Below are 14,726 nucleotides of genomic sequence, written 5' to 3'. Positions count from 1 at the left end.
TGAGGGTTCCTCGCGGTGTCCGCTGCGCGCGACCCGAGTGAGCAGGTCAGGTGATGCCGAGGGTGGTCACGGGTTCGCCGGGTGGGGGTCCCCGGTGAAGGCGGTGGCGTGGTCGGCTACCCACTGGCGGAACGTTCGCGGTGGTGTACCGAGGATGTCGAATATCGTGGATGTCACGTATGCCGGGTGTCCCGTCGTGGCGTCCCAGGCGGCCAGGAGCATGTCCACCGCCGAGCGTGCGGTTTCCGGAGTCTGGCGTCGGAAGTCGTCGGGCGACAGTTCCTCGAACGTGATCGGGCGGCCCAGCGTGTCACCGATGATGCTCACCTGTTGGGCCTGACTGAGTGATTCGGGGCCGGTCAGGACGTAGTCACCGCCTGCGTGCCCGTCCTCGTACAGGGTCCGCGCGACGACCTCGGCCACATCTCGGTCGTCGACGGGCGCCGTCTCGGCCGCGCCGTACGGCCACCGGACCACGCCGTCGCCGCGGATGGCGGCTGCCCACCAGGAGAGGGCGTTCGACGCGAACATCCCTGGTCGGATGATCGTCGAGTCGAGTCCGGCGGCCGAGATGAGCCGCTCGATCTCCGCGTGCAACGCCGCCATCGGGTTCGGTTGCTGGAAGAACGGGTGCGGGGTCTGGTGTGGTGCGGACAGGTAGACGACCCGCTGCGCCTGGGCGGCCAGCCGCTCCACGACGGCCGCCGCGGTCTGCGCAGGAGCGGTCCAGACCAGGAAGACCGTACTGACGCCGTGCAGTGCGTCGTCGAGCGACTCGGGCACGGTGAGATCGCCGGTGACGATATCGACGGTGGTGGGCAGCGTCGCCGCCGTCTCGGAGCGGCGCACGAGGGCACGGACCGGCACGCCCGCATCGGTCAGCAGGTCGACGACGCCGCGTCCGACGCGGCCGGTCGCCCCTGTGACAAGTACCGGAGGTCCTCCTGCGGGTGTCATGGCAATCTCGCCATCGTTGACGGAGTGCAGCGCGGTGTCTACCTGTTCCATGCCCCCATGAAACCGTTACTGGGTTAAAAAAGCAACCCGGTAACGAATGTTAGTCTGGCACGGTGATGGAGCCGGTCGGGCTACGCGCCCGCAAGAAGCTGCGAACGCGGGACGCGATCGCCGATGCGGCGATCTCGCTGTTCCTGGCGCGCGGGTTCGAGCAGGTGTCGGTCTCCGACATCGCCGCCACGGCCGAGGTGTCGAAACCGACCCTGTTCCGCTACTTCGCCACCAAGGAAGACCTGGTCCTGCACCGTTTCGCGGACCACAACGGTGAGGCCGCGCGAGTGGTACGCGACCGTGGGCCCGACATCGCGCCCCTGACGGCGCTGCACAGGCATTTCCGAGCCGGTCTCGATCGCTTCGAGCCGGTCACCGGTCTCAATGATCATCCCGAGGTGGTGGCGTTTCATCGGCTGGTGTTCACCACCCCGAGCCTGGCGGGACGGCTCACGCAGTACCTGCTCGACGACGAGGACGCACTGGCCGCCGTCCTCGGTCCGGGCATCGGAGCCCGACTGCAGGCCGCCCAGGTGATCGCGGTTCACCGCGTCCTGGCCCGGACCAACTGGCAGAGGATCGCCGATGGGCGGACCGCGCACGATGTGCAACCCGAGGCGATAGTCGAGGCGGACCAGGCCTTCGCCCAACTGCGCCACGGAACAGGCGACTCCTAGCCCCACAGCTGAGGACGGTGCCGCCCGCTCACCCTTCGGTGGCGACCGCCGCGATGGCGTAGTGCGGCCGATGGACGCCGCCGTCGGGGCGCTCCAGGCGCTCGACCTCCGTGAAGCCGGCTCGCGTCAGTCGCTCGGAGATCTCGTCGACGGGCCACCGGTAGGCGGTGGTGACCTTGTGGTCGAAGGCGTCGACCTCGTCGCCGGCGAAGAGGCCCAGCACCAACCTTCCGGACGGGGCCAGGGCACGCCGGAACGCGGTGAGCACGCCGTCGAGGCGCTGCGGCGGCAGGTGGATCAGCGAGTACCAGGCCAGGATGCCGGCGACGGAGTGGTCGGCGACGTCGAGGTCGTCAAGCGACCCGAGGCGGTAGCTGCCGCCGGGGTGGGTCGCCCGCGCGTGGGCGATGAACTCGGGGACCACGTCGATGCCCGTGGCGTCGACGCCCAGCGACCGAAGGTAGTCGGTGAAGTGACCCGGGCCGCAGCCCAGGTCGAGCACCGGACCGGGTCGGCCCCCCAGGTGCCGGGCGATGAGGGCGAGATCGTCGGCGTCCACCTTCGCACGCGTGCCGAACAGTTCGATGTAGAGATCCGCGACCGAGGCGTACGCCTGGCGTACCTGTTCCGTGCCCACCACCCGACTATAGGAACCCTCGCACTGGGCGGATCGCGCGCAACCCCCCGTCCGAAAGATCGTTGATGCCCGAGGGGTGTACCGGATGTCGGACGCGTGGACGGCACGGCTTCTGCGGGATCCGGTGGCCTCACCCCGGGCGGCGTTCCTCGAACTCTTCTTCGACCTGGCCTTCGTCTTCGCCCTCACCCGGGTGGCACAACGGCTGATCAGCGAGTTGAACGCCCGCGAGCCCGATCGCGACGTGCTGGCGGGCGCCGTCGAGGCGCTGTTCTTCTTCCTGCTGCTCTGGTTGATCTGGATGTTGGCGGCCTGGGTCACCAGCCTCTACGACCCGGCGCTGGCGTTCGTCCAGGCGTTGGTGATCGTGGTCATGTTCGGCGCGCTCGTCCTTGCCATCGCGATGCCCCACGCGTTCGGCGGTCGAGCCGTACTGTTCGCCGGCACCTACGTCACCATCCAGCTCGGCCGGCCGCTCGCGCTCACCCTGGCGCTGCGCGGCCACCCGCGACGGCTGGTGACGACCCGCATCACGATCTGGACGGCCGTCGCCGCGGTGCCCTGGCTCGTCGGGGCCGCCGTGAGCGAGCACGCCCGGCCCGCGGTCTGGGCCGGCGCCCTGACCGTCGAGTACGTCGGGTTCGCCACCGGCTGGCCGATACCCCGGCTCGGCGCCTCCCGGGTGAACCAGTGGGTGATCAACGGCGTTCACCTGGTCGAGCGCTACCAGCAGGTGTTCCTGATCGCGCTCGGCGAGGCGATCCTGGTGATCGGCCTGGCCTCCAGCGCGGCCCCGATGACCCCCGCGGAGGTCGCCGGCTTCGTCGTCGCGTTCGCTGTCACCGTGCTGTTCTGGCGGATCTACTTCCACCGCTCCGGACACCGGCTCCCCGCGGCGATCCGCGAATCGCAGACCCCGGCGCGACTCGGCGAGAGGGCGACCTACGTCCACCTCGTGACGGTCGCCAGCGTGCTGATCACCGCGGTCGGATTCGAACTGGTCATCGCCCACCCCACCGGCGAGGGCACGTTGCCGACGGCCGTCATCGTGCTGGGCGGTCCGGCGCTGTTCCTCCTCGCGCAGGGCTGGGCGGAGCACGAGGTCGTCGGGCGGCGCCCCATCCGCCGGCTGGCCGGGGCGCTGGTGCTGGTGGCGGCAGTCCCGGTCGGCGCCCTGCTGCCGGGACTGGCGGTCCTGGTCATGGCCACCGTGGTGCTCAGCCTCGTCGGTGGGGCAGACACGCTGGCGAGCCACCTGCGCGATTCGCCTGGTGGCGGCGCGGGTCCGCCCGGGGGTAGCGAGGGCGCACGGGGGACCAGCGCATCGCCGCCCGGGGCGACGTAGGCGTCGACGCCGGTCAGTCGACGCCTTCGATGATGCGGAAGTCGCGTTCGACGCCGTCGGAGAGGGCCACCAGCGCCTTCTGGTACGCCTCGCTCTCGTATGCCGCGACGGCCTGTTCAAAGCTGTCGAACTCGACCAGAACGACGCGTTGCGTGATTCCGGCTTCGTGAGCCACGACTCGACCGCCACGGGACAGGATGCGCCCGCTCCGAGCCTGGACAGCCGGACCGGCCAGTTGGTTGTAGGCAGTCAGCCTCTCGGGGTCGGAAATGGCGGGGTAGACACTGACCCAGTAGCCCTTAGCCATGGAAACCTCCTGTGTTCGACCGGACACGTCCGACGTCGAGTCGACACTCAGATCGATCGACCCGCGCGGGTACTGCGGTTAGCTGAATCCTCATATGCGCAGGTTAGGGCTCGATGTGCGATCGGGGGAAAGACCGGTTCGGGATAGACTCAGAACAGATCGTTATCAATCGGCCGGGAGGGCGCGTGGCGGCGGATACGGTGAGCCTGCGGTACTTCCTGGTGCTGGCACAGGAGTTGAACTTCACCCGCGCGGCCGCACGGATCGGTATCGCACAGCCCGCACTCAGCGCCCGGATGCGCCGATTGGAGGCGGAACTCGGTACGGCCCTGCTGGTTCGCAGCACGCGTAGCGTCGTATTGACGACGGCCGGTGCGGCGTTGGCGGAGTCCGCGCCTCCCGCGCTGGCCGCGCTGGACCGGGCATGGGACACCGCCCGGAGCGCGGCGGCCGGTGAACTGGGCAGGCTGCGCATCGGATACAGCCTCAGTGCCGGGGCCGAGACGGCACCGGCACTGGTGGACAGGCTGATTCGTGGCAACAGCGGACTCGAGGTCGGCGCGGTCCCGATGGCGACACCGGAGATCACCCCCGCGGTCGCCGACGGCCGCATCGATGCCGGCATCACCCGCGGTGAACAGCCGGGCCGTGGCGTGCGCCGGTTCCTGCTGCGGCGTGCGCGCGTCGGGGTCCAGCTGGCGCAGCACCATCCGCTGGCCGAACACCCGGAGATCGAGATCGCCGACGCGGCCGCGTATCCGCTGCGACTCCCGGACCGTGCGGCCAACCCCGCGATCCACGATCAGCTGTCCGGACTGTTCCGGGACATCCGACCACATCCCCGATTCCACACGCCCGCAGTCTCTTTCGACATGTCGCAGCGCGACCTGCGCGACGGGGTCACCCTTGCCCCGGCCGGAGAAGTCGCGGTCACGGCACAACCGGCCGGTCTCACCTGGCGGCCACTGCGCGGCGCGCCCAGCATGACGATCCACCTGGTCCTCCCACGCGAGCAGTCGCCGCTGCACCTCCGAATCCGTGCCGTCGCCAGAGCCCTGGCGCACGAGCTGCACTGGCTGCCGGACTGACGCGCAAGAGGTCAAGCGAAACGGACGCCTGCGGTGGCGAGGCTGAAGCCCTCGCGCTCGGCGGATCGGCACGTCAACGGCAAGACCGACCACCGAAAGCCTGACCCGACGATCCGTCATGACCAGACATCGGGTCATCAGCGACGTTCAGCCGGAACGGCCATCGTGCGATGCTGCCGGGATCCATGTCATCTGTTTCCGTTTCGTAGACCCGGTTCAGGGTTGCTCGGTGGAAAACCTGAGGCGAAGACCGGGGCTGTCACCGGGGCTTCGCCCGGAGTCGGGCGCACGCGGACGGCCAGATGATGTCGGGCATGAGACGCGCCGCATTCTTCGTGATCGCCGGACCGGCCTGCATCGTGGGTTACGGGCTCGTACGCCTCTGGGGGAAGTCCGACGGGACGTACGGCCCGGGGTTCGACTGGCAGGCCGCGCACCTGGTCGCCCTGGCGGGCATGGTGTGCTTCGTGCCGGCGGTGCTGGCGCTGGCCGGCCTGCTGCGCCCCAGCCCGTGGCGCACCGGCCTGGTGGCCGTCACGCTGGTCGGGCTCGCCGCCACGATGGTGCAGTTCGGAGCGGACATCGTCGAGGGGCTGCTGGCCGCCGACCGGGCCGAGATGTCGGCGCTCGGCGCGGACTTCAAGGACGTCCCCGGCGTCGAGGTGGTCGTCTACGACGTCGTACCGCAGCTGTTCTTTGTCGGTCTGGTCGTCCTGGCGGGCCTGCTCGCCGCCCGACGGTGGCTGCCGTGGTGGAGTGTCGCCCTGCTGCTCGTCGGCACCGTCCTGCCGGCCGTGACGCTCGACCTGCTGCCGCTCGGCGGTCTGTGCATGCTGGTGGCGCTCGCGCCGGCGGTGCCGGCGCTGCGGCGGCCCGCCCCGCGAGTCAGCGTGGAAACCGTAATTTGACCTTGCCGACCAGAGTCGTCCTGAGCTGCTGAGATAACGCTCTCACGGATAGTGCGAGACGCCTTGACGGGCCGGGTATCGAGCCGCGACGATGCAGGCATACCACCACCCGGCGTGATCGGCGCACGTCGTCCCCGCACCCGCGAAAGGACCTACCCGTGCGCAGATCCCTGAGAGCGTGGTTCGGCGCCGCGCTGAGCGCGATCCTCGTGCTGGGCGGCGTCGTCGCCACGCCACCCGCCGCCAGCGCAGCGCCGTTCACGGTGCTGGTGTTCAGCAAGACCGCCGGCTTCCGGCACGGCTCCATCACCCCCGGCATCACGGCTATCCAGCAGCTCGGCGCTGCCAACGGGTTCACCGTCGAGGCCACCGAGGACGCGGCCGCGTTCACCGACGCCAACCTGGACCGGTTCGCGGCGGTGATCTGGCTGTCCACCACCGGCGACGTGCTCAACGCCGCCCAGCAGGCGGCGTTCGAGCGCTACATCACCGGCGGCGGCGGGTACGTGGGCGTGCACTCCGCCTCCGACACCGAGTACGACTGGCCCTGGTACGGCGGGCTCGTCGGGGCGTACTTCGCCTCGCACCCGGCCGAGCAGACCGCCACCGTCACGGTCGCCGACCAGGTGCACCCGTCCACCCGGACGCTGCCGCAGCGGTGGAGCCGGTTCGACGAGCTGTACAACTACCGCACCAACCCGCGGGGCACCGTGCACGTGCTGGCCACCCTCGACGAGAGCACCTACACCGGCGGCAGCATGGGGTACGACCACCCGATCTCCTGGTGCCAGAACTACTCCGGCGGGCGGGCCTGGTACACGGGTCTCGGCCACACCGACGCCTCGTACACCGACACGGCCTTCCGCCAGCACCTGCTCGGCGGCATCCAGACCGCCGCCGGGGCCGTCGACGCCGACTGCGGCCCCACGGTCACCACCAACTTCCAGCAGGTGGAGCTGGCCAAGGGCGCGGCCGAGACGGGCGAGCCGATGAGCCTCACCGTCCTGCCCGACCGGGGCGTGCTGCACACCTCGCGCAACGGCGTCATCCGGCACACCGACGCGGCCGGCAACACCAAAATCGCCGCCACCCTGGCCGTCTACAGCGGCGACGAGGAGGGGTTGCAGGGCATCAAGGCCGACCCCAACTTCGCCACCAACCGCTGGGTGTACGCCTACTACGCGCCGCCGCTGAGCACACCCGGCGGCGGTGCGCCCGCCGAGGGCACCCCGGCCGACTTCGCCGTCTGGGACGGCGTCAACCGGCTGTCCCGCTTCACCGTGAACGCGGACAACACCATCAACCTGGCCAGCGAGACGTTGATCCTCAACGTGCCCACCAGCCGGGGCATGTGCTGCCACGTCGGCGGCGACATGGACTTCGACGCGGCCGGCAACCTGTACCTGTCCACCGGCGACGACACCAACCCGTTCGACTCGGCCGGGTTCACCCCGATCGACGAGCGGGCCGGCCGTAACCCGGCCTTCGACGCCCAGCGCACCGCGGCGAACAGCAACGACCTGCGCGGCAAGGTGCTGCGCATCAAGCCGAGCGCGGCGGGCGGCTACACCATCCCGACGGGCAACATGTTCGCGCCCGGCACCGCGCGCACGCGCCCGGAGATCTACGCGATGGGGTTCCGCAACCCGTTCCGGATGAGCGTGGACAAGGCCACCGGCATCGTCTACCTCGGTGACTACGGCCCCGACGCGGGCGCCGCCGACCCGAACCGGGGGCCGGCGGGCAACGTGGAGTTCGCCCGGATCGACCGTCCGGGGTTCTACGGCTGGCCGTACTGCACCGCCCGCAACGACGCCTACAACGACTACACGTTCCCGTCCGGGCCGTCCGGGCCGAAGTTCGACTGCGCGGGCGGGCCGGTCAACACCTCGCCCAACAACACGGGCATCACCCAGCTGCCGCCGGCCGTTCCGGCCTGGCTGCCGTACGGCGGTTCCGGCTCGCCGCCGGAGTTCACCGGCGGTGGGCTGTCACCGATGGCCGGACCGGTCTACCGGTACGACCCGAACAACACCTCCGCCGTGGCGTTCCCGCAGTACTACGACGGCACCTTCTTCGCAGGTGAGTTCGGCCGCCGCTGGATCAAGAACGTCAAGCTCGACGCGTCCGGCCAACCGTTGAAGATCAACCCGTTCCCGTGGACCGGCACGCAGGTCATGGACATGGAGTTCGGCCCGGACGGCGCGCTCTACGTGCTCGACTACGGCACCGGCTGGTTCAACGGCGACGCCAACTCGGCGCTCTACCGCATCGAGTACGCCCGCGAGGGCAGAGCGCCAGTCGCAAAGGTGTCCGCCACCCCGACCAGCGGCACCGCGCCGCTGACCGTCGCCTTCTCCTCGGCCGGCACCCTCGACCCGGACGGCGACCCGTTCACCTACGCCTGGGACTTCGACAACAACGGCACCACCGACTCCACCGCGCCGAACCCGAGCTTCACGTACACCACCAACGGGACGCGCAGCCCGACGTTGACGGTCCGGGACACCACCGGCAAGAGCGCCACCGCGAGCGTGGTCGTCACCGTCGGCAACAGCGCCCCGGTCGTCACCGTGAACACCCCGTTGAACGGGCAGACCTTCGCCTTCGGGGACGCGGTGCCGTTCAGCGTCACCGTCACCGACGCCCAGGACGGCGCGATCAACTGCGCCCGGGTCAAGGTGAACTACGTCCTCGGGCACGACTCGCACGGCCACCAGCTCGGCAGCGCGCAGGGCTGCACCGGGGTCATCCAGACCTCGGCCGACGGCGAGCACGACACGGCGGCGAACATCTTCGGCATCATCGACGCCGAGTACACGGACCTGGGCGGGGGCGGCCAACCCGCGCTGACCACCCACACCCAGGCGGTGCTGCAACCTCGGGTACGTCAGGCCGAGCACTTCGGCGACTCCTCGGGCGTCCAGATCGTCGCCGGGGCGGCCGGGCACGGCGGCGCCGCGGTCGGATACGTGGACAACAACGACTGGATCTCGTTCCGCCCGTACAACCTGAGCGGCGTCCAGTCGTTCAGCGCCCGGGTCGGTGCCCCGGCCGGCGGCGGCGGGACGCTGGAACTGCGCGTCGACTCGGCCACCGGGCCGCTCGTCGGTTCGGCGACAGTCACACCCACCGGCGGGTACGCCAATTTCGCCACGGTCACCGGCGGGGTCACCGCCCCGACCGGCACCCACACCCTGTTCCTGGTCTTCAAGGGCGCCGGGCCGTGGTTCGACATCGACGAGTTCACCCTCTCCACCAGCCCCGGCGGTCCCGGGCCCGACCCGGACCCGGAACCGACCGGCAACCTGGCGCGCGGCAAGCCGGCGCGGGCGTCGAGTTTCGAGGGGGCCTACACCGCGGCGAACGCGTTCGACGGCGTGGCCGGCACCCGTTGGGGCAGCGCCTTCGGCGACCCACAGTGGATCGACGTGGACCTGGGCGCCACGTACGCGCTCAGCCGGGTCAAGCTCACCTGGGAGGCCGCGTACGGCAGCGCGTACCAGATCCAGACCTCGACGGACGGGATCACCTTCACCACGATCCGCACGGTGACCGGTGGCGACGGAGGCGTGGACGACCTGACCGGACTCACCGGCTCCGGCAGGTACGTCCGGCTCCTCGGCACCGCTCGGGGCACCGCGTGGGGCTACTCGCTGTTCGAGTTCGAGGTGTACGGCGCCACCGGCACCCCGACCGGCGGCAACCTGCTGTTGAACAAGCCGACGTCGACGTCAAGCACCGAGGGGGCCGACGTGAGCGGCGCCCAGGCCGTCGACGGCAGCCTCACCACCCGCTGGTCGAGCACCTTCTCCGACCCGCAGTGGATCCGCGTCGACCTCGGCAGCCCGACCGCGATCGGTCGGGTCAAGCTCGCCTGGGAGGCGGCGTACAGCAGCGCGTACCAGATCCAGACCTCCACCGACGGCACGACCTGGACCACCGTGAAGACGGTGACCGGCGCCGACGGTGGCGTGGACGAGCACAGCGGCCTCAACGCCAACGGCCGCTACCTGCGGATCTACGGCACGGCCCGGGGGACCGGGTACGGCCACTCGCTCTGGGAGGTGGAGGCCTACGCGAGCTGAACCACCGCCGCTGACGTGGCCGGCACGGGCACCCGTGCCGGCCACGTCCGTCACTCACCTGCTGGGCGTCGGTGCGGGCTTCCGGGTGAACGGCCACGGATACTCCCCGAACAGGTTGGTGCACGCCGTGAGCATTCCCTGTCGGGCGTCGGCCAGGCGTTGGTTGGCGGGTCCCGTGTCCACAGTGGGGTCGTTCTTCACCCAGAGGTCGCCGGCTTCCTTGGCCGCCGATCCCAGCCGCTGACCCGCCTCCCGGACGGCGGGATCGGTCGAGTCGATGGAGGCCATTGCGGTGGTCACGTCCCCGATGGGGGAATCCTTCGCCTCGATGCTGCGGACCACGCGCGTGCACGCGGCGGCGGCCGCCTTGTCCGAGGGCGTGGTGGAGCTGGGGGCGGGGGAGGGCGCTTCGGCGGGGGAGCAGCCGGTCAGCAGCAGCAGCGAGGCGACAACGAGGGTGCGGATCACGGCAGGGAGCTTAAACGATCTTCAGGTCCTGATGCCGACCCAGTACGACCTGCTCGTCCTGGCCGGCAAGTCGCTGCTCAACCGGAGGGAGGCGCTGCGAGCTGTTGCGACGTCAGTCGTCGGTGACTGCGACCGGCTCCGCGCCGATGCAACGGACCTTCAACTCGTGCCTGCCGCCCGAGCCCTCGAACTTGACCTCGACGTCGTCGTCCGGGCCCCGGTCCACGTCGCGCACCCGGTAGCCCTGCGCGGGCGCCCAGGAGACGAGGCGTACGCCAGCGGGACCGCACTCGGCCACGGCCGTGCCGCCGTCGGTGGCGAAACTGCGGCGGACGCCGGCATCGAGGCTGGGTGCGGCGCTCGCCGTGCCGGCCGGCGCGGCGGCTGTCGGGGCGGCGGACGTCGGTTCCGGCGCGGCGAGCGCCCGTTCGATCTCGGCCTCGCTGCGCACTCCACCCGGTGTGCCGGTGAGGCTCTCGCCCACCAACCGGATCGCGCCCAAACCGATCAGGGTCGCCACGGCGACCGTGGCCACCCACCCGACGGCGACGAGAAGCGAACGACGGCCCATGACACGACTATCCCCGATCGGTCCTTGTCGCTCGCACATCCGGAGGCTAAGGCATGGTTAACGCGCGCGTCGCTGCCGGCGGGAGCCGTTAGCCTGCCGGGTGTGGCCCGCCTGCTGCTCATCGAGGACGACCTGACCATCCGTACCCCGCTGATCCGTGCCCTGCGGGAACGCGGCCACGCGGTGGCCGCGGCCTCGACCGCGATGGGCGGGCTGCGCGACGCCCTGGAGGATCGGCCCGACCTCGTCGTGCTCGACCTGGGCCTGCCCGACCTGGACGGACGCGAGCTGCTGCGGATGCTCCGCGCGGTCAGCTCGGTGCCGGTCATCGTGGCCACCGCCCGCGACGACGAGGCCGAGATCGTCCGGGTCCTCGACGCGGGCGCCGACGACTACGTGGTCAAGCCGTTCACCGCCGCGCAGCTCGACGCCCGTGCCCGAGCGGTGCTGCGGCGGGGCCCCGCCGGCGCCGACGCGCAGGACCCGGCCCTCGTCGTCGGCGGGCTGCGGGTCGACAGCCGGTCCCGGCAGGTCACCCTGGACGGCACGCCTGTCGAGCTGACGCCGCGCGAGTTCGACCTGCTGCACCACCTGGCCGGCCGGCCCGGCCAGGTGGTGACCAAACGCGAGCTGCTGACCGAGGTCTGGCAGATCCCGTACGGCGGCGCCGACAAGACGGTCGACGTGCACCTGTCGTGGCTGCGCCGCAAGCTGGGGGAGAGTGCCCAGCAGCCCCGCTACCTGCACACGGTGCGCGGCGTCGGCGTCCGGCTGGAGGCGCCGTGAGGGCACGGCTCGCGCTGCTCGTCGCGGCGGTAAGCGTCCTCACACTCATCGCCTTCCTGGTGCCGCTGGCGTTGCTCGTCCGGACCGTCGCCCAGGACCGGGCCACCGTGCGGGCCACCGCCGACGCGCAGAGTCTCGTGCCGGTGGTCGGCACCGCCGACGCGCCGACCATCCGGCTCACCGTCGAGCAGCTCGCCGCGGAGTCCGGTCGACAGGTGAGCGTCTTCCTGCCCGATGGCACGGTGCTCGGCGCCCAGGCGCCCCGTACGCCGGCGGTGGCCCTGGCCGTGCGCGGGCAGAGCCTCACCGGGGAGTCCGCGGCCGGCCGGGAGGTGGTCATCGCGGTGCAGGGCCGGGCCGACGGCACCGGCGTGATCCGGATCGTGGTGCCACGGCAGGAGTTGACCGCCGGGGTGACCCGGGCCTGGCTGGTGCTGGCGCTGCTGGGTGTGGTGCTGGTGCTGATCGGGTTGGCGGTCGCCGACCGGCTGGCGCGTACGCTGGTCCGGCCGATCGGCGACCTCTCCGCCGTGTCGCACCGCCTGGCGAACGCCGAGCTGGATGCCCGGGTCACGCCCGCGGGCCCGGCGGAGCTGCGCGAGGTGGCCGGTGCGCTCAACCACCTGGCCGGTCGGATCCAGGTTCTCCTGGCGCAGGAGCGCGAGCAGGTCGCCGACCTGTCACACCGACTGCGGACACCGTTGACGGCGCTGCGGCTGGAGGCGGAGTCGCTGCGCGACCCGGACGACGCGGCCCGGATCGCCGCCGCCGCCGACGGGCTCGAACGGGCGGTCACCGGCCTGATCCAGCAGGCCCGCTGGCGTCGCGGGCCGACGCCAGGCACTGCCGCGTCGGACGCCGCGGCGATCGTCGCGGACCGGGTCGCGTTCTGGTCGGTGCTGGCCGAGGACACCGGTCGGGCCGTCCACCTCGACCTGGCCCCCGGCCCGATCTCCGTCGGGGTGCCCGCCGACGACCTGGCGGCCGCCGTGGACGCCCTGCTCGGCAACGTCTTCGCGCACACCCCCGACGGCACGCCCTTCACCGTCCGGCTCGCGCGCGACGACGGGGAGGTGCTGCTCACCGTCGCCGACGAGGGGCCGGGCATGCCGTCGGGCGCGGTCCGACGGGGTGCCAGCGCGGCCGGGTCGACAGGGCTCGGCCTGGACATCGCCCGCCGCGCCGCGCAGGCCGGCGGTGGTCGGCTGGAGCTGCGCTCCGGGCCGGAGGGCGGGGCGCAGGTGCTGCTCCGGCTCGGTCCGCCGACGTCGCTGCGGGAGGCATGACCGCTGCGGTGCCGGGTAGCTGCCACCCATGGCGCGGTATACGAAACCCGAGCTCAGAGAGCAGATCAAGGAAGAGATCAAGGCGTCCGACAAGGGCGGTCGGCCGGGACAGTGGTCGGCACGCAAGTCACAACTGGTCACCCAGGAGTACAAGAAGCGCGGCGGGGGATTCCTGGGCGAAAAGGACGAGCGGCAGAAGTCGCTCCAGCGCTGGGGCAACGAGCAGTGGCAGACCAAAGAGGGCGACACACGTGCGCGCAAGGGCGGCACGACGAGTCGTTACCTGCCCAAGAAGGCCTGGGACGAGATGTCGGAGAGCCAGAAGCGCGCGACCGACACCAAGAAGCGCGCGGCCAGCCGAACCGGCAAGCAGTTCGTCGCCAACACCGGGCCGGCGAAGAAGGCGCGTCGAGACGCCACCACGGCCGGCCGGATGTCGGAGATGTCGGTCGCCGAGGCCGCCAAGATGGTCCGTGGCCTCGACACGCGGCAGCTCAGGACCGCCCTGCGCAACGAGCATGCCGGCAAGGACCGCAAGACGCTCGTCCAGCGGCTCGAAGCGGAACTCAACCGGCGCGGTTGACCGTGCCGGTACGGCTGGTGGCGCACCGGGCAGCTCAGGAAGCCCGGCCTGCGGCCTCGAAGCCCGTCGAGGTGATCCGGTCGTCCTGTCGGCGGCGCAGGATCTGCACCTCGGTGGCGGCCTCGGTGCCGGTCAACGGCACTACTCCCACCGAGGCGGGCACCACGGCGGAGATGCTCGCCGGGGCGATCGTCACCCCGAGGCCGGCCGCGACCAGGTGCGCCACCGTGGCCCAACTGGTGGCATCCTGGACGATCTTCGGTGTGTAGCCGGCTTCCAGGCACGGCCGGAGATTGCGCTGGTAGGCCCGCTCGCCGGCCACGCGAGGGAAGAAGACGAACGGGTCGTCCCGCAGCACGGCGGCGTCGATCGCGAGGTCTCCCGCGTGCGGATGATCGGCTGGCAGGACGGCGACGAAGGACTCGGTGGCGAACGTCGTACCGACCAGATCGTCGTGGTCGTCCGCGTCCCGGACCACCCCGAGATCGACCTCGCCGTTCAGCAACCGGTCGACGATGTGTGCCGTGTACGCCTCGTGCAGGCGTAGGTGGACCGCTGGATGGCGCTCGCGGAATCGACGGATCGGCCCCGCCAGCCCGAGCTGGATCGCCGAACTGACGAAACCGATGTCGAAGCGCCCCTGCTCCCCGCGCCCGATCCGGCCCGCCTCGTGCACGTCGTCGGCCACGGTGGCCAGCACCCGCCGGCACCGGTCCAGGTACGCCTCGCCCGCGGGTGTCAGCGCCACCGACCGGGAGGTACGCACGAACAGCGGCGTGCCGATCATCGCCTCGAGTTGGCGGATCTGCTGCGACAGCGGCGGCTGGGCCATCCGCAGCCGCACCGCGGCCCGACCGAAGTGGAGCTCCTCGGCGACCGCGACGAAGTAGCGCAGGTGGCGCAACTCGGGTTCCATATCTCAAGGATACGGATGACCCTGAACAAGATATTGGACGTTCGAATGGCGGTGGCCG

14 protein-coding genes are annotated in these 14,726 nt (G+C 71.1%); 8 read left to right on the top strand and 6 right to left on the bottom strand.

Annotation, left to right across the window (positions count from 1 at the left end; all coding sequences use genetic code 11):
* Nucleotides 1-66 precede the first annotated feature (66 nt).
* Nucleotides 67-1,008 carry an NmrA family NAD(P)-binding protein gene (locus MILUP08_RS21845; RefSeq protein WP_007461628.1) on the bottom strand — a complete coding sequence of 314 codons (942 nt, stop codon included), beginning with the start codon at nucleotides 1,006-1,008 and terminating at the stop codon, nucleotides 67-69.
* A gap of 65 nt (nucleotides 1,009-1,073) precedes the next feature.
* On the opposite strand from MILUP08_RS21845, the gene MILUP08_RS21840 reads away from it, so the two are divergent.
* Nucleotides 1,074-1,685 carry a TetR/AcrR family transcriptional regulator gene (locus MILUP08_RS21840; RefSeq protein WP_202805287.1) on the top strand — a complete coding sequence of 204 codons (612 nt, stop codon included), beginning with the start codon at nucleotides 1,074-1,076 and terminating at the stop codon, nucleotides 1,683-1,685.
* A gap of 28 nt (nucleotides 1,686-1,713) precedes the next feature.
* Here the strand turns inward: MILUP08_RS21840 and MILUP08_RS21835 are convergent, their stop codons facing one another.
* The gene (locus tag MILUP08_RS21835) at nucleotides 1,714-2,322 is read right to left on the bottom strand and encodes a class I SAM-dependent DNA methyltransferase (RefSeq protein WP_144056986.1); all 609 of its coding nucleotides are present in this window, start codon (nucleotides 2,320-2,322) and stop codon (nucleotides 1,714-1,716) included.
* An 85-nt stretch (nucleotides 2,323-2,407) separates the two neighbouring features.
* Between MILUP08_RS21835 and MILUP08_RS21830 the strand changes: the two genes are divergently transcribed.
* The gene (locus MILUP08_RS21830; protein WP_007461623.1) at nucleotides 2,408-3,667 is read left to right on the top strand and encodes a low temperature requirement protein A; all 1,260 of its coding nucleotides are present in this window, start codon (nucleotides 2,408-2,410) and stop codon (nucleotides 3,665-3,667) included.
* A 13-nt stretch (nucleotides 3,668-3,680) separates the two neighbouring features.
* On the opposite strand, the gene MILUP08_RS21825 is transcribed toward MILUP08_RS21830, so the two are convergent.
* Complete coding sequence (locus tag MILUP08_RS21825) at nucleotides 3,681-3,974, bottom strand: DUF1330 domain-containing protein (RefSeq protein WP_007461621.1); 294 nt, start codon at nucleotides 3,972-3,974, stop codon at nucleotides 3,681-3,683.
* Nucleotides 3,975-4,087: 113 nt separating this feature from the next.
* Between MILUP08_RS21825 and MILUP08_RS21820 the strand changes: the two genes are divergently transcribed.
* The 3 genes from MILUP08_RS21820 to MILUP08_RS21810 all read left to right on the top strand — a co-directional run bounded on the left by MILUP08_RS21820 (nucleotide 4,088) and on the right by MILUP08_RS21810 (nucleotide 10,058).
* Nucleotides 4,088-5,062, top strand: a complete 975-nt coding sequence (locus MILUP08_RS21820; RefSeq protein WP_272944011.1) for a LysR family transcriptional regulator — start codon at nucleotides 4,088-4,090, stop codon at nucleotides 5,060-5,062.
* Nucleotides 5,063-5,376: 314 nt separating this feature from the next.
* Nucleotides 5,377-5,970 carry a hypothetical protein gene (locus tag MILUP08_RS21815; protein WP_051065776.1) on the top strand — a complete coding sequence of 198 codons (594 nt, stop codon included), beginning with the start codon at nucleotides 5,377-5,379 and terminating at the stop codon, nucleotides 5,968-5,970.
* Between the two features lie 158 nt (nucleotides 5,971-6,128).
* Nucleotides 6,129-10,058, top strand: coding sequence for a ThuA domain-containing protein (locus MILUP08_RS21810; protein WP_007461616.1), 3,930 nt, complete (start codon nucleotides 6,129-6,131; stop codon nucleotides 10,056-10,058).
* Between the two features lie 54 nt (nucleotides 10,059-10,112).
* On the opposite strand, the gene MILUP08_RS35455 is transcribed toward MILUP08_RS21810, so the two are convergent.
* Together MILUP08_RS35455 and MILUP08_RS21800 are read right to left on the bottom strand one after the other, a co-directional pair.
* Nucleotides 10,113-10,526 (bottom strand): hypothetical protein, encoded by a 414-nt coding sequence (locus MILUP08_RS35455; protein ID WP_007461614.1) that lies wholly within the window; start codon nucleotides 10,524-10,526, stop codon nucleotides 10,113-10,115.
* 112 nt (nucleotides 10,527-10,638) lie between these two features.
* Nucleotides 10,639-11,097, bottom strand: coding sequence for a hypothetical protein (locus MILUP08_RS21800; protein ID WP_039906425.1), 459 nt, complete (start codon nucleotides 11,095-11,097; stop codon nucleotides 10,639-10,641).
* A 102-nt stretch (nucleotides 11,098-11,199) separates the two neighbouring features.
* Between MILUP08_RS21800 and MILUP08_RS21795 the strand changes: the two genes are divergently transcribed.
* The 3 genes from MILUP08_RS21795 to MILUP08_RS21785 are packed head-to-tail and all read left to right on the top strand — an operon-like array spanning nucleotide 11,200 to nucleotide 13,752.
* The gene (locus tag MILUP08_RS21795) at nucleotides 11,200-11,883 is read left to right on the top strand and encodes a response regulator transcription factor (protein ID WP_007461613.1); all 684 of its coding nucleotides are present in this window, start codon (nucleotides 11,200-11,202) and stop codon (nucleotides 11,881-11,883) included.
* Nucleotides 11,880-13,169, top strand: a complete 1,290-nt coding sequence (locus MILUP08_RS21790; RefSeq protein ID WP_007461612.1) for a sensor histidine kinase — start codon at nucleotides 11,880-11,882, stop codon at nucleotides 13,167-13,169. Before MILUP08_RS21795 ends, MILUP08_RS21790 begins: the two co-directional genes overlap by 4 nt.
* Nucleotides 13,170-13,197: 28 nt before the next feature.
* Entirely contained in the window at nucleotides 13,198-13,752 is a 555-nt protein-coding gene (locus tag MILUP08_RS21785; RefSeq protein ID WP_007461611.1) for a DUF5872 domain-containing protein, read from the top strand.
* 34 nt (nucleotides 13,753-13,786) lie between these two features.
* Here the strand turns inward: MILUP08_RS21785 and MILUP08_RS21780 are convergent, their stop codons facing one another.
* Nucleotides 13,787-14,668 (bottom strand): LysR substrate-binding domain-containing protein, encoded by an 882-nt coding sequence (locus MILUP08_RS21780; protein ID WP_007461610.1) that lies wholly within the window; start codon nucleotides 14,666-14,668, stop codon nucleotides 13,787-13,789.
* Nucleotides 14,669-14,726: the final 58 nt, after the last annotated feature.

Source organism: Micromonospora lupini str. Lupac 08 (assembly GCF_000297395.2).
GTDB lineage: Bacteria > Actinomycetota > Actinomycetes > Mycobacteriales > Micromonosporaceae > Micromonospora > Micromonospora lupini.
Note: the sequence above shows the minus strand (reverse complement) of the source record. Positions and strands in the feature narration are given on the sequence as shown.